This is a genomic window from Aliivibrio sp. S4MY1 (assembly GCF_028765545.1).
In the GTDB taxonomy this organism is placed as follows: Bacteria; Pseudomonadota; Gammaproteobacteria; order Enterobacterales; family Vibrionaceae; genus Aliivibrio.
This window is the reverse complement of the sequence record NZ_JARACP010000006.1, coordinates 54,590-73,281: the sequence shown is the minus strand read 5'-3', so window position 1 is coordinate 73,281 and position 18,692 is coordinate 54,590. Positions and strand designations below refer to the sequence as shown.

Genomic DNA, 18,692 nt, shown 5'->3' with positions numbered 1-18,692 from the left:
AACTAAAAGTTTACGATTAAACGTCTAGTAGTAAACGAGCAGGATCTTCAAGTAACTCTTTAATAGTTACAAGGAAACCAACTGATTCACGACCATCGATTAAACGGTGGTCATAAGATAAAGCAAGGTACATCATTGGTAAAATTTCTACCTTTCCATCAACAGCCATTGGGCGGTCTTGGATTTTATGCATACCTAGAATTGCAGCTTGTGGCGGGTTAATAATTGGAGTAGACATTAATGAACCAAACACTCCACCATTAGTGATAGTAAAGTTACCACCCATTAAATCTTCAACCGCTAATTTTCCATCACGGCCTTTGATTGCAAGCTCTTTAATACCTTTTTCAATATCAGCAAAACCAAGTGCATCACAGTCTTTTAGTACTGGAGTTACTAGGCCACGTGGTGTCGAAACCGCCATGCTAATATCAAAGTAGTTATGATAAACAATGTCATCACCATCAATTGACGCATTTACTTCAGGATAACGCTTGAGCGCTTCAGTTACGGCTTTCACATAGAAAGACATGAAGCCTAAACGTGTGCCATGACGTTTTTCAAATTGCTCTTGATATTGCTTACGAAGTTCCATGATTGGTTTCATGTTTACTTCATTAAATGTTGTTAGCATCGCTGTGTTGTTTTTCGCTTCAAGTAGACGTTTTGCTACCGTCTTACGAAGACGTGTCATAGGTACGCGTTTTTGGCTACGGTGTGCTAATGCTTCTGCGGGTGCTTCCGCTGCTTTTTCGGCTTTTGGTGTTGTTTTCAATGCAGCAATATGTGCATCAACGTCTTCACGTGTAATGCGACCACCAACCCCCGTACCCTTCACATCAGATGACGCAATATCATGCTCGCCTAGTAGACGACGAACTGCTGGGCTTAGTGCATCATTACTTTCTTCTGATAAAGAAGCAGTATGACGCTTATCTGGTGATGATTCAGTATCCGTTGCTACGTCTTTTGTTGGCTCTCCAACCACAACACCTGGTTTAAGGCGTGCAATTAATTGCTTAGAAAGAACCGTTGCACCATCATCTTCTAAAATCGCTTCTAATACACCAGCTTCAGGTGCTGGTACTTCAAGAACCACTTTATCTGTTTCAATGTCTACAAGTATTTCGTCACGCTCAACTGCATCACCAGGTTGTTTATGCCATGTTGCTACAGTAGCGTCTGCTACAGATTCAGGTAAATCTGGAACCAGAATTTCGATTGTCATATCCGTTTTCCTATACTTTCTAGTTCTTATCTAGGGTCAGAGCGTCTTCAACTAACGCTTTTTGTTGTTTCACGTGCACCGACATATAGCCTACTGCCGGAGAGGCAGACGCTGGACGTCCTGCATAATGTAAAATGGCACCATCAGGTAACGCCGAACGGAAGTTATGTTGACTTGAGTACCAAGCACCTTGGTTTTGCGGTTCTTCTTGACACCAAACATAATCTTCTACATTGGTATATTGTGCAATTGCAGCTTCTACGTCTTCTTTAGGGAAGGGGTAAAGCTGTTCAATACGTACAATAGCGACATTCGTTTGTTCATTTAGGCGACGTTGTTCTAACAAGTCAAAATACACCTTACCTGAACAGAATACGACGCGTTTCACTTGTGCTGGTTCCAAGGCATCAATCTCTGGAATTGCTGACAGGAAGTTACCCTCTGCAAGCTCTTCAAGTGATGAGGTGCACAAAGGATGACGCAATAGTGATTTTGGCGACATTACTATCAATGGACGACGCATTGGACGAACAACTTGACGTCGTAACATGTGATATACCTGAGCAGGCGTTGATGGAACCACCACTTGCATATTTTGCTCAGCACACATTTGTAAGAAACGCTCAAGTCGAGCTGATGAGTGCTCAGGCCCTTGACCTTCATAACCATGAGGTAGCAACATAGTAAGGCCACACATTCTGCCCCACTTTTGCTCTCCTGATGAGATAAATTGGTCAATAACCACTTGTGCACAGTTAGCAAAATCACCAAACTGGGCTTCCCAAATAGTTAAGCCACCCGGCTCAGCGGTTGCATAACCATATTCAAAAGCAAGAACTGCAGCTTCTGAAAGTACTGAATCATGAACTTCAAATGGGCCTTGGTTATCATGAATATTAGCTAATGGTACGTAAGTACTCGCATCTGATTGGTTATGAAGAACAGCATGACGATGAAAGAATGTACCACGACCAGAATCTTGACCGGTAATACGAATGCGCTTACCTTCATCGACCAGAGTTGCATAAGCTAATGTTTCAGCCATACCCCAATCTATAGATTTTTCACCAGAAACCATCGAAATACGGTCATTACACATTTTATTTACACGGCTGTGTAATTTGTGACTTTCTGGATATTGGCAAACACGTTGACCAAGCTCAACTAGACGTGTTTTATCGAATTCACTCGCCCATTCCATATTCCAGTCATGACCGATGAACGGTGTCCAATCCACATTATGTAGCTGCATTGGTCGCCACTCTTTCACTACCACTTCACCATGATCAAGCGCATCGCGATACTCATTGATCAATTGTGTGGTTGTTTCTAACTCAAGTTCTTGGCGTGCTACCAACATATCTGCATAAATCTTACGAGGTGTTGGATGCTTTTTGATTTTTTGGTACATCAAAGGCTGTGTAGCATTTGGCTCATCAGCTTCATTGTGACCATGACGGCGGTAACACACTAAATCAATCACCACATCACGTTTAAACTCATTACGATAATCAAGAGCGATACGAGTTACGAAAGCAACCGCTTCTGGATCATCAGCATTCACGTGAAATATTGGCGCCTGAACCATTTTTGCAATATCAGTACAATATTGAGTCGAGCGTGTATCTTTTGGATTTGATGTTGTGAAACCCACTTGGTTATTAATAACAATTCGAACCGTACCACCCACTTGGAATGCTCGAGCTTGAGACATATTGAATGTTTCAGCAACTACACCCTGACCAGCAATTGCTGAGTCACCGTGAATAGTAATTGGGATCACTTTATCGCCCGCCGTATCATTTAGGCGGTCTTGACGAGCACGGACAGAACCAATAACAACAGGGTTAACAATCTCTAGGTGAGATGGGTTAAATGCTAATGCTAAATGAACATTACCACCTGCCGTTGCAAAATCTGAAGAGAAGCCCTGGTGATATTTAACATCCCCAGTTCCCCATGATTCGCCATGCTTACCAGCAAACTCATCAAATAAATCTTGAGGCTTCTTCCCAAGAACGTTGATAAGCATGTTCAATCGGCCACGGTGAGCCATACCAATGACGACCTCACGACCACCATTTTCACCCGCACGACGAATAATTTCTTTCACCATAGGAACCATGGCATCGCCACCTTCCAATGAGAATCGCTTAGCTCCTGGGAATTTAGCGCCTAGGTATCGTTCTAGCCCTTCGGCAGCCGTTAACTCTTCAAGAAAAGTCAGCTTTTCTTGAGCAGTAAAAGTTGGTTTGCCTGCAACAGACTCTAAGCGTTGCTGAATCCAACGTTTTTCTTCTGTATTGGTGATATGCATATATTCAGCACCAACAGAGCCACAATAAGTGCCACGTAGTGCTTCATACAGATCAGACAGTTTCATTGTCTCTTGCCCTGAAGCAAAAGAACCTACATTAAACGTCTCTTCAAAATCGTCTTCGGTAAGGTTATGAAATTCTGGCTCTAGTTCTGCCACATATTCATGTTGCTGTAATGCTAATGGGTCTAAATTCGCATTTTGGTGACCACGGAAACGGTACGCATTAATTAATTGCAATACTCTTACTTGCTTAGCATCTACATCTGGATCATTAACTTGAGCACTAACTTGCTTTGTTTCTTTCGCAAGACGGCGGAAATATTCTCGTACAGGGGAATGGGCTTGTTCTGATGCGCCAGTACTTTCAACTGGAAGCGTATCAAAAACATCTCTCCATTCATCGCTAACGATTTCCGGGTCACTGAGATAGAGTTCGTAGAGATCTTCTACGTACGTTGCATTAGCGCCAGCTAAATGTGAAGACTCAAACCATGCCTTCATCACGCTATTCTGCATTATTTTCCCTTAATCCAGTAGTTTCACGTCTATCCCGGTCTTTTGTGCCGGGCTTATAAGCCTCAACTTACGCTTGAATAAACCAATGCGTAAAGTTGAAGGAATAATAGTTATACCGCTTTTTTCAATAACATGGTCTTAATATGACCAATTGCTTTTGTTGGGTTTAACCCTTTAGGACATACACTTACACAATTCATTATGCCATGGCAACGAAAAACACTGAAAGCATCGTCTAAATTAGACAAACGTTCATTTGTCGCAGTATCACGACTATCAATTAACCAACGATAAGCCGCAAGAAGCCCTGCTGGTCCGATGAACTTGTCAGGATTCCACCAAAATGATGGACATGATGTAGTACAACATGCGCACATGATACATTCATATAAACCATCTAAATGTTCACGTTCTTCTGGTGATTGTAAGTTTTCTCTTGAAGGTGGCGTTGCACCATCACTGATTAAGAATGGTTTTACTTTTTCGTAATTCACGTAGAACTGCGCCATATCGACGATCAAATCACGAACTACAGGTAAACCAGGTAATGGACGAATAACAATATCACCCTTACCTGTTAATTCAGATAATGGAGTAATACACGCTAATCCATTCTTACCATTCATATTCAAACCATCAGAGCCACATACGCCTTCGCGGCATGAACGACGGAATGATAACGTAGGATCTTGCTCTTTTAATAAGATAAGTGCATCAAGCACCATCATATCAGAGCCTTCATCCACTTCTAATGTGTACGCCTTCATATGAGGCGCATTATCTACATCAGGGTTGTAACGGTAGATTGAAAAACTTAATTTCATCTTTCTGCCCTCTTTTAGTACGTACGTGCTTTAGGTGGGAATGCTTCACGATGGATTGGCTCCATGTTTACACCACGTTTACTCATTGACTCTGTCTCAGGGTTATACACTGAGTGACATAGCCAATTCGCATCATCACGTTCAGGGAAGTCAAATCGAGCATGCGCACCGCGGCTCTCTGTACGATAGTTTGCTGCTACCGCTGTCGCGAATGCCGTTTCCATTAAGTTTTCAAGTTCTAAACACTCAATACGCTGCGTATTAAACTCTGTTGATTTATCGGCAAGATAAGCATTTTTTAGACGCTCACGAATCACTTTAAGCTCTTCAAGGCCTTTTGCCATTGCGTCACCTTCACGGAATACCGAGAAGTTGTTTTGCATACATTGCTGTAAGTCTTTACGAATTTGAACTGGATCTTCACCACCGGTACTATTTTCCCAACGATTATAACGATCAAGTGATGCTTCAATATCTGCTTCAGTTGCTGGTTTAGCTTCTGCTTGTTTCTTCAGAGTTTCACCTAGGTGAAGTCCAGTTGCACGACCAAACACCACTAAATCAAGCAGTGAGTTGCCACCTAAACGGTTTGCACCATGAACAGATACTGATGCGATTTCACCACAAGCAAACAGGCCTTGAACTTCTACATCTATACCGTTCTCATTTTGCTTAATCGCTTGACCAGAAACTTGTGTTGGTACACCACCCATCATGTAATGACAGGTTGGGATTACTGGGATAGGCTCTTTAACTGGATCGACATGAGCAAAGGTACGAGACAATTCACATACACCCGGTAGGCGTGATTCAAGCGTCTCTTTACCTAGGTGATCCAATTTCAATTTAATGTGTGGCCCCCAAGGACCATCACAACCACGACCTTCACGAATTTCAACCATCATTGAACGAGCAACAACATCACGACCCGCTAAGTCTTTCGCATTTGGTGCGTAACGCTCCATGAAGCGCTCACCATCTTTATTTAATAGGTAGCCACCTTCACCACGACAACCTTCCGTTACAAGTACACCTGCACCTGCAATACCAGTTGGGTGGAACTGCCACATTTCAATATCTTGCATTGGAACACCAGCACGAATCGCCATGCCTACGCCATCACCAGTATTGATGTGTGCGTTCGTTGTTGATGCGTAAATACGACCCGCTCCACCAGTAGCAAGAATTGTTGCTTTAGATTTAAAGTAACAAACTTCACCCGTTTCCATACAAAGCGCAGTACAGCCTAAAATTGCACCGTCTTCATTTTTTACCAAATCAAGTGCATACCACTCAGAAAAGATCGTCGTCTTATGCTTAATATTTTGCTGATAAAGCGTATGAAGAAGCGCGTGGCCAGTACGGTCCGCTGCTGCTGCCGTTCGTGCAGCTTGTTCACCACCAAAATTCTTAGACTGACCACCAAATGGGCGTTGATAAATTGTTCCATTTTCAAAACGAGAAAAAGGCAAACCCATTTTTTCTAATTCAATAACCGATTCTGGACCATTCTTACACATGTATTCGATCGCATCTTGGTCTCCAATATAATCAGAGCCCTTAACTGTGTCATACATATGTTGTTCCCAGTGATCCTCGTGTGCATTACCAAGAGCAACGGTAATACCACCTTGTGCAGACACGGTGTGAGAACGAGTTGGAAATACTTTTGATAACAAAGCACACGATAGGCCTTGTTCTGAAATTTGCAATGCAGCTCGCATACCTGCACCACCAGCACCGATTACAACGGCATCAAACTCTCTAATAGGAATACTCACTACACACCCCACACAATAATTAAACCAGAGAAGAAATATCCTAATAATACTGATACTAAACCAAGCTGAAGCAGAGCACGCAACATAACAGGTTTAATATAATCAGTCAGTACTTGCCATAAACCAATCCATGCATGAATCAAGATTGAAAAAAGAGCAAGCATCGTAAATACTTTCGTGAATAAACTGCCAAAGAAGTTTGTCCATGGTAGGTAAGTTAGATCTGGGCCAAAAGCACAGAAGCCAACAATATATAGGGTGTAGAGGGTTAGGATAATCGCACTAGCACGAATTAATATAAAATCGTGTACGCCATTACGACCAAATGAAGATACGTTAGCTACCATACCAATACTCCTGCTAAAAGAGATAATACAGCCGTAATTGCAAACGCAACCTTGGCACTTTGAGTACCAGACTCAAGCTCTTCAAAATATCCCATGTCCATCAATAAGTGACGAACACCTACCACAATATGGTAAGCAAGGGCTGTTAGAATTCCCCACATAATGAATGTCACAAAAAAGCCATCGATATAATCAGCAGCTTGTGCGAATCCAATAGGAGAAGAAAGCGATAGGTTGAGCAACCAAAGCAATATTCCAACAGAAACAAAAGTAATCACACCACTTACACGGTGCACAATTGAGGCGATAGCCGTTATAGGAAAACGGATCGTTTGTAGATCTAGGTTGACAGGTCTTGACTTTTTAACTTTCACAAGGGGCTCACTCAGCTCCATTGAGCATTTTATTGTTATAGATACCTCTGATCTATCAAAAACCATGAAAATTTAACATTTTCGTAACTTTCATTGTGAGCGACATCTCTTTATGCTGCTTAATTACTAAACCGCACTCTATTTATAAGTAGATGCAAATCACGCTAACCCTATATAAAATAAGGGACAGACCAGAAACTCTGCCGCAGTATACGATGTGAAACATCTGATTACAAACCTATAAATAATACCTACATCACACCACAGAAAATTAACTTTTTTTTCATTAAAAATATAAACAAGTGCACACATAAGCGCACAATAATTGACATTAGCCCGTGTAATGGGTACAAAGTTGTCACTCTCATATCCGGGATAGAATAAAAATATAACAAAAGGAGAATGTTATGGCAGATAAAAAGGCAACGCTTCATATTGAAGGTCAAGCGCCTATCGACATGCCGATCATGGATGGGACAATTGGTCCTGAAGTGATTGATGTGCGTACATTAGGAGCCAATGGTTACTTTACCTTTGACCCTGGTTTCCTTGCCACTGCATCTTGTGAGTCTCAAATAACTTATATCGACGGTGATAAAGGTGTTTTATTACACCGTGGTTTCCCTATCGATCAATTAGCCAATAATGCTGATTATTTAGAAGTGTGTTACATCCTTTTAAATGGTCAGGCTCCAAACCGTGAAGAGTACGAAACCTTTAAAGATATTGTGACTCGCCATACTATGGTGCATGAGCAAATTTCAAGTTTCTTCCATGGTTTCCGTCGTGATGCTCACCCAATGGCAGTAATGTGTGGTGTGGTTGGTGCACTCGCTGCCTTCTATCACGACTCACTAGATATTAATAATGACGAGCACCGTGAAATTGCTGCATTTAGGCTATTGTCAAAAATGCCAACACTTTCAGCAATGTGTTACAAGTACTCAATCGGTCAGCCGTTTATTTATCCACGTAACGACCTGACTTACGCGGAAAATTTCTTACACATGATGTTTGCAAACCCATGTGAAGAATACGAAGTAAATCCTGTTGTTGCTCGCGCTATGGATAAAATCTTTACTCTGCATGCTGATCACGAACAAAATGCTTCAACGTCAACAGTGCGATTAGCGGGCTCATCTGGTGCTAACCCGTTCGCATGTATTGCTGCTGGTATCGCTTCTCTATGGGGGCCTGCTCACGGTGGTGCAAACGAAGCATGTTTACGTATGCTTGAAGAGATTGGCTCTCTTGATAACATTGATGAATACGTTGCAAAAGCAAAAGATAAAGAAGACCCATTCCGTCTAATGGGCTTTGGTCATCGTGTTTACAAAAACTACGATCCACGCGCAACGGTAATGCGTGAAGCGTGCCACGAAGTACTGAAAGAGCTAAACATCAAAGATCCTCTGTTAGATGTCGCGATGGAACTGGAGCGAATTGCACTTTCGGATGAGTATTTTGTATCGAAGAAACTGTATCCAAACGTAGATTTCTACTCTGGTATCATCCTAAAAGCGATTGGTATTCCTGTGTCTATGTTTACCGTTATCTTTGCTATGTCTCGTACAGTTGGTTGGATTGCTCACTGGAGTGAAATGCACAGTGACCCAAGCAACCGTATCGGTCGTCCTCGTCAGCTTTATACTGGTGAAGAGCTTCGTGAATTTAAGCCTCTTCATGAGCGTGAATAATTAATTCTTAAACACTGGAATTAATTAGCCTTATAAACAAAAAAGGTTGGTGCTAATGCATCAACCTTTTTTATTACGACGATAAAAAACGTATTTTTACTGATATCGTCCTACACTGGATTATCAATATCAATAAACTCAACATCAAAACCGTACTCTTTCACTAACCATTCACCCAAGGCTTTTACACCATAGCGCTCAGTCGCGTGATGACCCGCGGCAAAATAATGAATTCCTAATTCTCGAGCTATATAGGTTGTTCTTTCTGAAATTTCACCTGAAATAAATGCATCAATGCCTTGCTGCGCTGCGAGCTCAATATAGTCCTGCCCACCACCTGAACACCAAGCGACTGTTTTTATTTCTTTATCAACATCAGGGGTGATATGTAAAGGGGTTCTATTCAATACTTGTTCTATTCGTAAACTTAATTCTTTACCAGATAATGCAACCTCAAACTCTCCTTTCATTGAAATAGATTGAGGAGTTGGCTCTAGGCCTTCTACATTTGCAATCGAAAATAAACGTGCTAATTCAGCATTATTACCAAGTGTCGGGTGAATATCTAAAGGAAGATGATAAGCCAATAAATTAATATCATTTTTAATTAACGAGCGAATACGATTACCTTTCATTCCTTTAATTGACTCGCTTTCACCCTTCCAAAAATAACCATGATGAACTAGCAATGCATCGGCATTTTTTTCGATTGCAGCATCAATTAATGCTTGTGAAGCGGTTACACCTGTAATTATTTTTTTTACTTCAGGCTTGCCTTCGACTTGTAATCCATTTGGGCAATAATCTTTAATTAACTGAGGGTTAAGTTCTTTATTTAATAGCTGCTCTAACTGAAAATTATTCACTACTACCTACCTGTTTATCTTAAATTCTGACAATAATAAAAAAGCAGCGACATGCGCTGCTTTAAGAACAATTAATCTAATAATGTTAAAAAATTACAAGCCTGCGTCTTTAAATACGTTGCTTACAATTTCTTGAGCTTCTTGCTCAATCAATGCTAAATGCTCTGCACCTTTAAAGCTTTCACAGTAAATCTTATAGATCTCTTCTGTGCCTGATGGACGAGCAGCAAACCAACCATTTTCAGTTGTCACTTTTAACCCGCCAATCGCTGCACCATTACCTGAAGCATGCGTTAATCGAGCCGTAATTTCATCACCAGCAAGCGTTGTAGCAGAAACCATCTCTGGAGATAATTTGCTTAATACTGCTTTTTGCGCTTTATTTGCTACTGCTTGAATACGGTTGTAACTTGATTCACCGTGTTGAGCTGCAAGTTTATTGTAATATTCTTGTGGGTTCATGCCTGTTACCGCGGTAATTTCAGCCGCAAGTAAACATAAAAGAATACCATCTTTATCTGTTGACCAAGGTGTACCATCAAAACGTAAGAAAGATGCTCCCGCACTCTCTTCTCCACCAAAGCCTAAACTGCCATTGTACAGTCCATCAACAAACCACTTAAAGCCAACTGGAACTTCACATAAATTACGTTCAAGATCAGCAACGACTTTATCAATAATCGCTGAAGATACTAATGTTTTACCAACAGCAACTTCTGGCTTCCACTCTGGTCGATTACGGTATAAATAATCAATGCATACCGCTAAATAATGATTTGGATTCATTAAGCCTGATGGCGTTACAATACCATGACGATCATAATCAGGATCATTACCAAACGCTAAATCGTAATCATCTTTTAATGATAACAAACCCGCCATTGCATAAGGCGAAGAACAATCCATGCGCACTACACCGTCTTTATCTAACGACATAAACTGGAATGATGGATCAATTGCTTCACTTACGAGTGTTAAGTTCAGCTCAAATGCTTGACCAATTTGACGCCAGTATTCAATACCTGAGCCACCTAATGGATCTACACCTAATTTTAGATTCGCTTTTTGAATCGCATCAATATTGATAACATTTTTAAGATCATCAATATATGGCTTCACTAAATCCACCTGCTTAACCAGATCAGATTTCATTGCTTCATTGATCGCAATGCGTTTCACACCATTCAACTCATTCGCGATATAAGCATTTGCTTGGTCTTCAATAGCCGTAGTTAACTCGCCTTCAGCTGGACCACCATGTGTCGGATTATATTTGATCCCACCATCTTGAGGAGGATTATGCGAAGGGGTGATTACAATACCGTCTGCTTTTTTATCAGATTGAATATTATGAGTTAAAATTGCATGAGAAATACCTGGCGTTGGAGTGTAACCATTATCTTCTTGAATAATAACTTCAACACCATTAGCCACAAGCACTTCAATGGTAGAGGTAAATGCTGGCTCAGATAGAGCGTGCGTATCTTTACCTAAAAAAAGCGGCCCTGTTACGCCATTTTCTTTACGTACATCAGCAACAGCCTGAGCAATAGCCCAAATATGATGCTGATTAAAACTTGCTTTATCAGATGTACCGCGGTGACCAGAAGTACCAAATTGCACTTTTTGATCTGGATTAGATGCATTAGGCTCTAGTAAAAAATAATTAGAAACTAATGCTGGGATATTGTGTAAATCTTCTTGCTGAGCTTTTTGCCCAGCGCGAGGATGTATAGCCATTTGACGATTCCTTGTGACAAATTATGACTCAAAAAATTAAATCGCCGCACACACTTTTTCTGTCAAATCATGATGGAAACCCATACGCTCCATCAACAATTCAACCATGTGGCGCTTGCGATTAGTATTGGTGTTTGTGATAACCCAAAATGGAGTGCCGTTAATTTCACGAGGCTTAGTTGTTTTACCACTTGCAATCAATGTGTCTTGATTGTCTGCAAAATAAACTCGAGTTCTTCCCTTAACTTCTGTCGCTTCAGAGAAAGCTTTTGAGTCAATTTTATATAATTCTGAAAGCACCGTTAAGAAACGATCAATTGCTTTATCTAATGCTGAAAATTCATCAGAGATTAATAAGGTACGTACCGCTTTAACGCGATCTACTGATGTCTCTTTACCTGCATCTTTACTGACTACAATGCCTTTTTTCTGAACTTCAACAGGTGTTGATACAGAAATAACAGAGTCTAAAGGAGATGATTGCATTAAGAGGCGACGTAAAATATCAGAGGCACTTTCACCGATGTGTTGAGTTTGGCTCGCAATAAAGCGGTATAGTTCTTCGTCTACTTCAATTGTCTTCATTATATGGTTCGTATTCTATAATCTATTTATGAAGGCACGATTATACATTGTATAATCGTGATACTCTACGACAAACCTATCACAAAAAAGAAAAATGAAGCAGCTTAACTATAAAGAACAAGGAAATGGGGATCCTTTGATCCTAATACATGGCTTATTTGGTAACTTAGATAACCTTGGTTTACTTGCTCGACAGCTCGAAAATCAATATCGAGTGATCAGCATTGATCTTCGTAATCATGGACTTTCTTTCCACTCAGAAGATCACTCTTACCCTTTGCTTGCATCTGATGTTATCCAATTACTCGCTCATTTATCAATCTCATCAGCTCATATTATTGGTCATTCTATGGGCGGAAAAGTAGCAATGGCTATAGCAGATCAAAAACCAGATCTAATTAAGTCGCTAATTGTATTAGATATGGCTCCTATTGCTTACCCTGAACGAAAACACGATGCTGTATTTGCTGGGTTACACCAAGTTATTCAATCGCCACCTAAAACGAGAAAAGAAGCCGATGCACTACTTGCTACTTCCATTATAGAGCCAGGTGTTCGTCAATTTTTAAGTAAATCGTTATATAAAAGAGACGAGTTTCTATCTCTTCGTTTTAATGTTGCTGCTTTATTGGAAAACTATCATCATATAATTGGTTGGAATAACATCACTCCATTCACAGGCAATGTCCTATTTGTAAAAGGAGAGAATTCTGACTACATTCTCCCCGAACACCAAAATAGCATAATGGCACAATTTCCAAATGCTAAGGCCCATATAGTAAGCGGTACCGGTCATTGGTTACATGCAGAAAAACCAGAAACCATTTATCGAATCATAAATCGATTTATTGAAAAAGTTGGTAAAAGATAATCCATACCAACCAAAGCAAAGCTATGGTATAGTTTTGCCAAATTATTCGATCAGATTTCGATCGCTAACCTAGAATTAAAGGTGATTCATGCTATATGAACATTTTGATCTCATTGAGTCTATTGGTTTAGATTTATTGTTTGCCTCAATATTCTTTTTTATTGGTATGGCTATCAAAGATGTTCTTAAACAAGCAAATGTCCCTCCTTTTGGCCGAAAAATTGTTTGGCTTGTTCTCTTTTTAGGGTGCGCAGGTTTTATTGCGAAAGGAATTATTCAACTAAGCTGGGAAGGCACAGGCCTTAGCTAAGTACTGATTTAATAACATCTCTTTTTAATTAATACAGACAAATACAGGTATTTATTATATGGCAAGTGTAGGACTCTTCTTTGGTAGCGATACAGGCAACACTGAAGCTATTGGCAAGATGATTCAAAAACAGCTTGGTAAAAAGCTAGTTCATGTTCAAGATATTGCAAAAAGTAGTAAAGAAGATATTGATAACTTCGATCTTCTTCTTTTAGGTATCCCTACATGGTACTACGGTGAAGCTCAATGTGATTGGGATGATTTCTTTCCTGAACTAGAAGGCATTGATTTTTCGACTAAGCTGGTAGCTATCTTTGGCTGTGGTGATCAAGAAGATTACGCAGAATACTTCTGTGATGCTATGGGTAACATTCGCGATATCGTAGAAGCAAAAAGCGGTACGATCATTGGTTACTGGCCAACAGAAGGCTATGAATTCGAAGCATCAAAAGCACTTGTTGATGAAAATAACTTCGTAGGTTTATGCATTGATGAAGATCGCCAACCAGAACTGACTGAAGCACGTGTAACTGCATGGGTAAATCAAATCCATGAAGAAATGTGCCTTGCTGAACTAGAAGACTAATATCCTAGTTCCTATAATGCTCTCTACTTATCTCTTAAAATAGATAGAGAGCATTATCTAAATTGTGGTTTTTTTCTCACATATAACGTTCTATTCACTCTTGCTACCACCTTTCCTTTTTTATCATATATATACACCTCAAATTGTGGAAAATGCTTTTCACCCTCTTTTGTTGCTTGTTTTATTTCTGCTAACTGTCCATCCGATATCACAAAATGTGCGTATAAGTCGGTAGTTCCTGGTGAAATAAAATCAATCTCTGACTGTTTATCCCATACAAAATACTCTTCTCTTAGAATCCCCATCAACATGAATGAAAATACAGGATCTGTCATCGAAAAAATGCTACCCCCATATTGAGTTCTATTCGCATTTCTATTCCAAAATCGGTCTTTCAAAATAACACTAACCTCTTGAAAGTTTGATGAAATATTTGCGATTGAGATCCCAGCACCCCAGAATGGTGGCCAAATATTAAGTGCCCTTCTAACAATTTTTGGGGTAAAGTACTTATACATATTGATCAATCCTTAATTCTGGTCGGACCTCATCATAATTTAATAGTTAACAAAAGATCAACATCTATTTTTTTGTAAGAGATCGTACAGATAAGGTATCAACTGGATTGAATGTTCCCTATAATTAAGTTATTAAAACTGCACAAAAAATCGATGCAGAATGTCAATACAGGAAAAGTCGATGTCAGATAACAACCAAGCACTAAAAAAAGCCGGTTTAAAAGTCACTCTACCGCGCCTTAAAATTTTAGAAGTGCTACAACAACCAGATAGCCAACATATTAGTGCAGAAGATTTATATAAAAAATTAATCGATATTGGTGAAGAGATTGGGCTTGCTACCGTATACCGCGTATTAAACCAATTCGATGACGCTGGTATTGTTACTCGTCACCACTTCGAAGGCGGTAAATCCGTTTTTGAACTAGCAACTCAGCACCATCATGACCACCTAGTTTGCCTAGATTGCGGTAAAGTAATCGAATTCTCTGATGAAATGATTGAAGAACGTCAAAAAGAGATCGCAAAAAAATACAATGTTCGATTAACGAATCACAGTTTATATCTATACGGCCACTGCATTACTGGTGATTGTATTGATAATGATGACGCTCATAACGGTTAATACCGTAAATTTTAGTCATAAAAAAACCAGCATTTCTGCTGGTTTTTTATTATCAATTAATCACTTAGTCAGGATTAACCTTCCCAAGTATCACGTAAACCTACTGTACGGTTGAATACAAGAGCTTCTGGCTTAGAATCTTTGTTATCAATACAGAAATAGCCTGTACGCTCAAACTGATAACCAGCCTCTGCTTCTGCCGTTGCTAAGCTAGGTTCAACAAAACCGTTCATTACAACTAATGATTCAGGATTAATACTCTCTGAAAACTCTTCTAGCGCTGCAGGGTTTGGTACATTAAACAGACGATCATACAAACGAATTTCTGCTGGTAACGCTTTCTCTGCTGATACCCAGTGAATCACCCCTTTAACCTTACGGCCATCAGCTGGATTCTTACCTAGCGTTTCATCATCGTAGCTACAGAAGATCGTCGTCACATTACCCGCTTCATCTTTTTCAATACGATTCGCTTGAATAACGTAGGCACCACGTAGACGAACTTCTTTACCAAGAACTAAACGCTTATATTTTTTGTTCGCTTCTTCACGGAAGTCATCTTGTTCGATGTATACTTCACGCGTAAATGGAACATCACGCTTGCCCATTTCAGGTTTGTTAGGATGATTAGCAATACTAAGCGTCTCAACTTTACCCTCTTCGTAGTTTTCAATTACGATTTTAACAGGCTCAAGTACCGCCATTGCACGAGGTGCGTTCTCGTTTAAATCATCACGAATACACGATTCTAATGAACCAAACTCGATCATATTCTCTTGCTTAGTTACACCTATTCGCTTACAGAACTCACGAATAGAGGCAGCAGTAAAGCCACGGCGGCGTAAACCAGAAACCGTAGGCATACGAGGGTCATCCCAACCATTAACCAATTTCTCAGTTACCAGCTCGTTTAGCTTACGCTTAGACATGATCGTATATTCTAGGTTTAGGCGACTAAACTCATACTGACGAGGCTGGCAGTCAATCGTAATATTTTCCAATACCCAATCGTATAAACGACGGTTGTCTTGGAATTCTAATGTACAAATTGAATGGGTAATACCTTCAAGCGCATCCGAGATACAATGTGTAAAATCGTACATTGGGTAGATACACCACTTATCACCTGTTTGATGATGAGAAGCAAAACGAATACGATAAATAACAGGATCACGCATTACGATAAATGAAGAAGCCATATCGATTTTTGCACGAAGACAAATCGTACCTTCTTTAAATTTACCATCACGCATTTGTTCAAATAACGCAAGGTTATCTTCTACACTACGGTCACGATATGGACTGTTTTTACCTGGCTCTTTTAACGTACCGCGGTATTCACGAATTTGATCTGATGTTAGCTCATCAACATAAGCCAAACCTTTTTCAATAAGCTCTACAGCATAATCGTATAATTTATCAAAATAGTTTGAAGAATAGTGAATATCACCACTCCAATCAAAGCCTAACCATTTTACGTCGTTCTTAATAGACTCAACGTATTCAATATCTTCTTTTTCAGGGTTAGTGTCATCAAATCGTAGATTACACTGTCCCTGGTAATCTTGTGCAATACCAAAATTCAAACAGATAGATTTTGCGTGTCCGATATGCAGATAGCCATTTGGCTCTGGCGGGAAACGAGTATGGACACTGGAATGTTTACCTGACTTTAAGTCTTCATCAATGATTTGACGGATAAAGTTGGTAGGACGAGTTTCAGTTTCACTCATCTAAAGCACCTCATTGGTATTAGTATTGTTAGAAAGAACAGATTGTTCATATCTCCCTATGATCCACAATTATGCGCCAATACTCAATATATAGAATCAAATAGTTTCTTTATTTCCATAAAAAAAGCCGCTCTAAGGAGAGCGGCTTGTCTATTTTGAGCTAATTACTCAATAATTATGGTAATGCAACTGCTGTTAGGTCTTCAGAAGCTGGGATTTTTTTCATTTCGCCAGCTACGATTTCAGCAAGAGGACCAAGGATAACTTGAACGTTGTTTGAACCAAGTTTAACCACACCCATTGCACCTAGAGCTTTAAGTTGCTTCTCGCTAATTACGCTAGTGTCTTTAAGAGTTAGACGTAAACGAGTGATACAAGCATCGATGTTTTCTAGGTTTTCGTGACCACCTAGAGCTTTAAGGTATTGTTTCGCTAGTTCACCAGTTTCTTTTGAACCACGAACTGAGCTTTCTTCTTCATCGTCATCTTCACGGCCTGGAGTCTTAAGATTAAACTTAACGATTACAGCGCGGAATACGAAGTAGTAAACTGCAAAGAATACGATACCTTGGATAATTAGCATGTACCAATTAACAGCTAGAGGGTTACGAGTAGAAAGAACCATATCTACTAGACCTGCAGAGAAACCGAAACCTGCAATCCACTGCATAGATGCTGCGATGAATACTGAGATACCTGTTAATGCTGCGTGAAGTACGTAAAGCCCTGGAGCTAGGAACATGAATGAGAACTCTAGTGGCTCTGTAACACCCGTAAAGAATGATGCGAAACCAGCAGCAATCATAATACCTGCTACTTTTTCTTTGTTCTCAATTTTAGCTGTATGGTAAATAGCTAATGCTGCACCTGGTAGACCAAACATCATGATTGGGAAGAAACCAGCTTGATACATACCTGTAACACCTACAGTTGCTGTACCTTCAGCGATAGACTTAGCGCCACCTAGGAAGTTAGGGATATCGTTAATACCAGCAACATCGAACCAGAACACTGAGTTAAGTGCATGGTGAAGGCCAACTGGAATTAGTAGACGGTTAAAGAATGCATAGATACCAGCACCAACAGAACCCATACCTTGAATTGATTCACCGAAATGTACTAGACCACCGTAAATTGAAGGCCAAATGTACATAAGAATGAATGCAATTAAGATACCTGCAAAAGAAGTTAGGATAGGTACAAGACGTTTACCAGAGAAGAATGCAAGTGCTTTATGCAGTTCTACCGTAGAGAAACGGTTGTAGATCTCAGCAGATACGATACCAACTAGGATACCTACAAATTGGTTATTGATTTTACCAAATGCAGCAGGAACTGCAGAAGGATCAATACCCTGAATTTGAGCTACTGCTCCTGGTGAAAGAAGAGTAGTTACAACTAGGAAACCAACAAAACCAGAAAGTGCTGCTGCACCATCTTTATCTTTAGACATACCATAAGCAACACCGACTGCGAACAGTACAGACATGTTGTCGATGATAGCCGCACCAGCTTTAATTAAAAACGCTGCTAGTGCACTGTTGCCGCCCCAAGCTACCGGGTCAATCCAGTAACCAATACCCATTAAAATTGCTGCTGCAGGTAATGTAGCAACTGGTACCATCAGTGCTTTACCTACTTTTTGAAAATATCCTAAAATATTCACCTTTAGTTTCCCCCTATAAGGATTTTAGATTTTTTTTGAACAGCGCTGTTTGTTTACTATAAACTTATTTCGCTACTCGTTATAAACAGGGTCAGTGTAAGGGAT

17 protein-coding genes are annotated in these 18,692 nt (G+C 40.0%); 5 read left to right on the top strand and 12 right to left on the bottom strand.

Annotated elements, in window-relative coordinates; all coding sequences use genetic code 11:
• Positions 1 to 16 precede the first annotated feature (16 nt).
• The 6 genes from odhB to sdhC form a co-directional block, all read right to left on the bottom strand.
• Entirely contained in the window at positions 17 to 1,228 is a 1,212-nt protein-coding gene (odhB, locus tag PVK71_RS08240; protein ID WP_274417938.1) for a 2-oxoglutarate dehydrogenase complex dihydrolipoyllysine-residue succinyltransferase, read from the bottom strand.
• Positions 1,229 to 1,247: 19 nt separating this feature from the next.
• The gene (sucA, locus tag PVK71_RS08235) at positions 1,248 to 4,064 is read right to left on the bottom strand and encodes a 2-oxoglutarate dehydrogenase E1 component (protein WP_274417937.1); all 2,817 of its coding nucleotides are present in this window, start codon (positions 4,062 to 4,064) and stop codon (positions 1,248 to 1,250) included.
• Positions 4,065 to 4,174: 110 nt separating this feature from the next.
• A complete protein-coding gene (locus PVK71_RS08230) occupies positions 4,175 to 4,888 on the bottom strand; it encodes a succinate dehydrogenase iron-sulfur subunit (RefSeq protein ID WP_274417935.1) in 714 nt (237 codons plus the stop codon).
• A 14-nt stretch (positions 4,889 to 4,902) separates the two neighbouring features.
• A complete protein-coding gene (gene sdhA, locus PVK71_RS08225) occupies positions 4,903 to 6,669 on the bottom strand; it encodes a succinate dehydrogenase flavoprotein subunit (RefSeq protein WP_274417934.1) in 1,767 nt (588 codons plus the stop codon).
• Positions 6,669 to 7,016, bottom strand: a complete 348-nt coding sequence (gene sdhD / locus PVK71_RS08220; RefSeq protein ID WP_274417933.1) for a succinate dehydrogenase, hydrophobic membrane anchor protein — start codon at positions 7,014 to 7,016, stop codon at positions 6,669 to 6,671. Before sdhD ends, sdhA begins: the two co-directional genes overlap by 1 nt.
• The gene (sdhC, locus tag PVK71_RS08215; protein WP_207215661.1) at positions 7,010 to 7,405 is read right to left on the bottom strand and encodes a succinate dehydrogenase cytochrome b556 subunit; all 396 of its coding nucleotides are present in this window, start codon (positions 7,403 to 7,405) and stop codon (positions 7,010 to 7,012) included. Before sdhC ends, sdhD begins: the two co-directional genes overlap by 7 nt.
• A 392-nt stretch (positions 7,406 to 7,797) precedes the next feature.
• Here sdhC and PVK71_RS08210 point away from each other — a divergent pair, with 392 nt between their 5' ends.
• Entirely contained in the window at positions 7,798 to 9,087 is a 1,290-nt protein-coding gene (locus PVK71_RS08210) for a citrate synthase (RefSeq protein ID WP_130043121.1), read from the top strand.
• 110 nt (positions 9,088 to 9,197) lie between these two features.
• On the opposite strand, the gene PVK71_RS08205 is transcribed toward PVK71_RS08210, so the two are convergent.
• The 3 genes from PVK71_RS08205 to seqA all read right to left on the bottom strand — a co-directional run bounded on the left by PVK71_RS08205 (position 9,198) and on the right by seqA (position 12,278).
• Positions 9,198 to 9,953: a Nif3-like dinuclear metal center hexameric protein gene (locus tag PVK71_RS08205; RefSeq protein ID WP_274417932.1), complete on the bottom strand. Its 756-nt coding sequence runs from the start codon at positions 9,951 to 9,953 to the stop codon at positions 9,198 to 9,200.
• A gap of 93 nt (positions 9,954 to 10,046) precedes the next feature.
• Positions 10,047 to 11,693, bottom strand: coding sequence for a phosphoglucomutase (alpha-D-glucose-1,6-bisphosphate-dependent) (gene pgm, locus PVK71_RS08200; RefSeq protein ID WP_274417931.1), 1,647 nt, complete (start codon positions 11,691 to 11,693; stop codon positions 10,047 to 10,049).
• A gap of 36 nt (positions 11,694 to 11,729) precedes the next feature.
• Positions 11,730 to 12,278, bottom strand: a complete 549-nt coding sequence (seqA, locus tag PVK71_RS08195) for a replication initiation negative regulator SeqA (protein WP_130043118.1) — start codon at positions 12,276 to 12,278, stop codon at positions 11,730 to 11,732.
• Between the two features lie 94 nt (positions 12,279 to 12,372).
• On the opposite strand from seqA, the gene PVK71_RS08190 reads away from it, so the two are divergent.
• From PVK71_RS08190 to fldA, 3 genes are all read left to right on the top strand, one after another.
• Entirely contained in the window at positions 12,373 to 13,149 is a 777-nt protein-coding gene (locus PVK71_RS08190; protein ID WP_274417930.1) for an alpha/beta fold hydrolase, read from the top strand.
• Between the two features lie 88 nt (positions 13,150 to 13,237).
• A complete protein-coding gene (locus PVK71_RS08185) occupies positions 13,238 to 13,459 on the top strand; it encodes a DUF2788 domain-containing protein (RefSeq protein WP_130043116.1) in 222 nt (73 codons plus the stop codon).
• 58 nt (positions 13,460 to 13,517) lie between these two features.
• Complete coding sequence (gene fldA / locus PVK71_RS08180; RefSeq protein ID WP_274417929.1) at positions 13,518 to 14,045, top strand: flavodoxin FldA; 528 nt, start codon at positions 13,518 to 13,520, stop codon at positions 14,043 to 14,045.
• Between the two features lie 53 nt (positions 14,046 to 14,098).
• Here fldA and PVK71_RS08175 read toward each other — a convergent pair whose 3' ends face one another.
• Positions 14,099 to 14,563, bottom strand: coding sequence for a hotdog fold domain-containing protein (locus tag PVK71_RS08175; RefSeq protein WP_130048073.1), 465 nt, complete (start codon positions 14,561 to 14,563; stop codon positions 14,099 to 14,101).
• Positions 14,564 to 14,744: 181 nt separating this feature from the next.
• Between PVK71_RS08175 and fcrX the strand changes: the two genes are divergently transcribed.
• Positions 14,745 to 15,188 carry a ferric iron uptake transcriptional regulator FcrX gene (gene fcrX / locus PVK71_RS08170; RefSeq protein ID WP_274417928.1) on the top strand — a complete coding sequence of 148 codons (444 nt, stop codon included), beginning with the start codon at positions 14,745 to 14,747 and terminating at the stop codon, positions 15,186 to 15,188.
• A 74-nt stretch (positions 15,189 to 15,262) separates the two neighbouring features.
• On the opposite strand, the gene glnS is transcribed toward fcrX, so the two are convergent.
• Positions 15,263 to 16,921, bottom strand: a complete 1,659-nt coding sequence (gene glnS / locus PVK71_RS08165; RefSeq protein ID WP_274417927.1) for a glutamine--tRNA ligase — start codon at positions 16,919 to 16,921, stop codon at positions 15,263 to 15,265.
• 175 nt (positions 16,922 to 17,096) lie between these two features.
• Positions 17,097 to 18,587 carry an N-acetylglucosamine-specific PTS transporter subunit IIBC gene (gene nagE, locus PVK71_RS08160; RefSeq protein WP_274417926.1) on the bottom strand — a complete coding sequence of 497 codons (1,491 nt, stop codon included), beginning with the start codon at positions 18,585 to 18,587 and terminating at the stop codon, positions 17,097 to 17,099.
• Between the last annotated feature and the right edge of the window lie 105 nt (positions 18,588 to 18,692).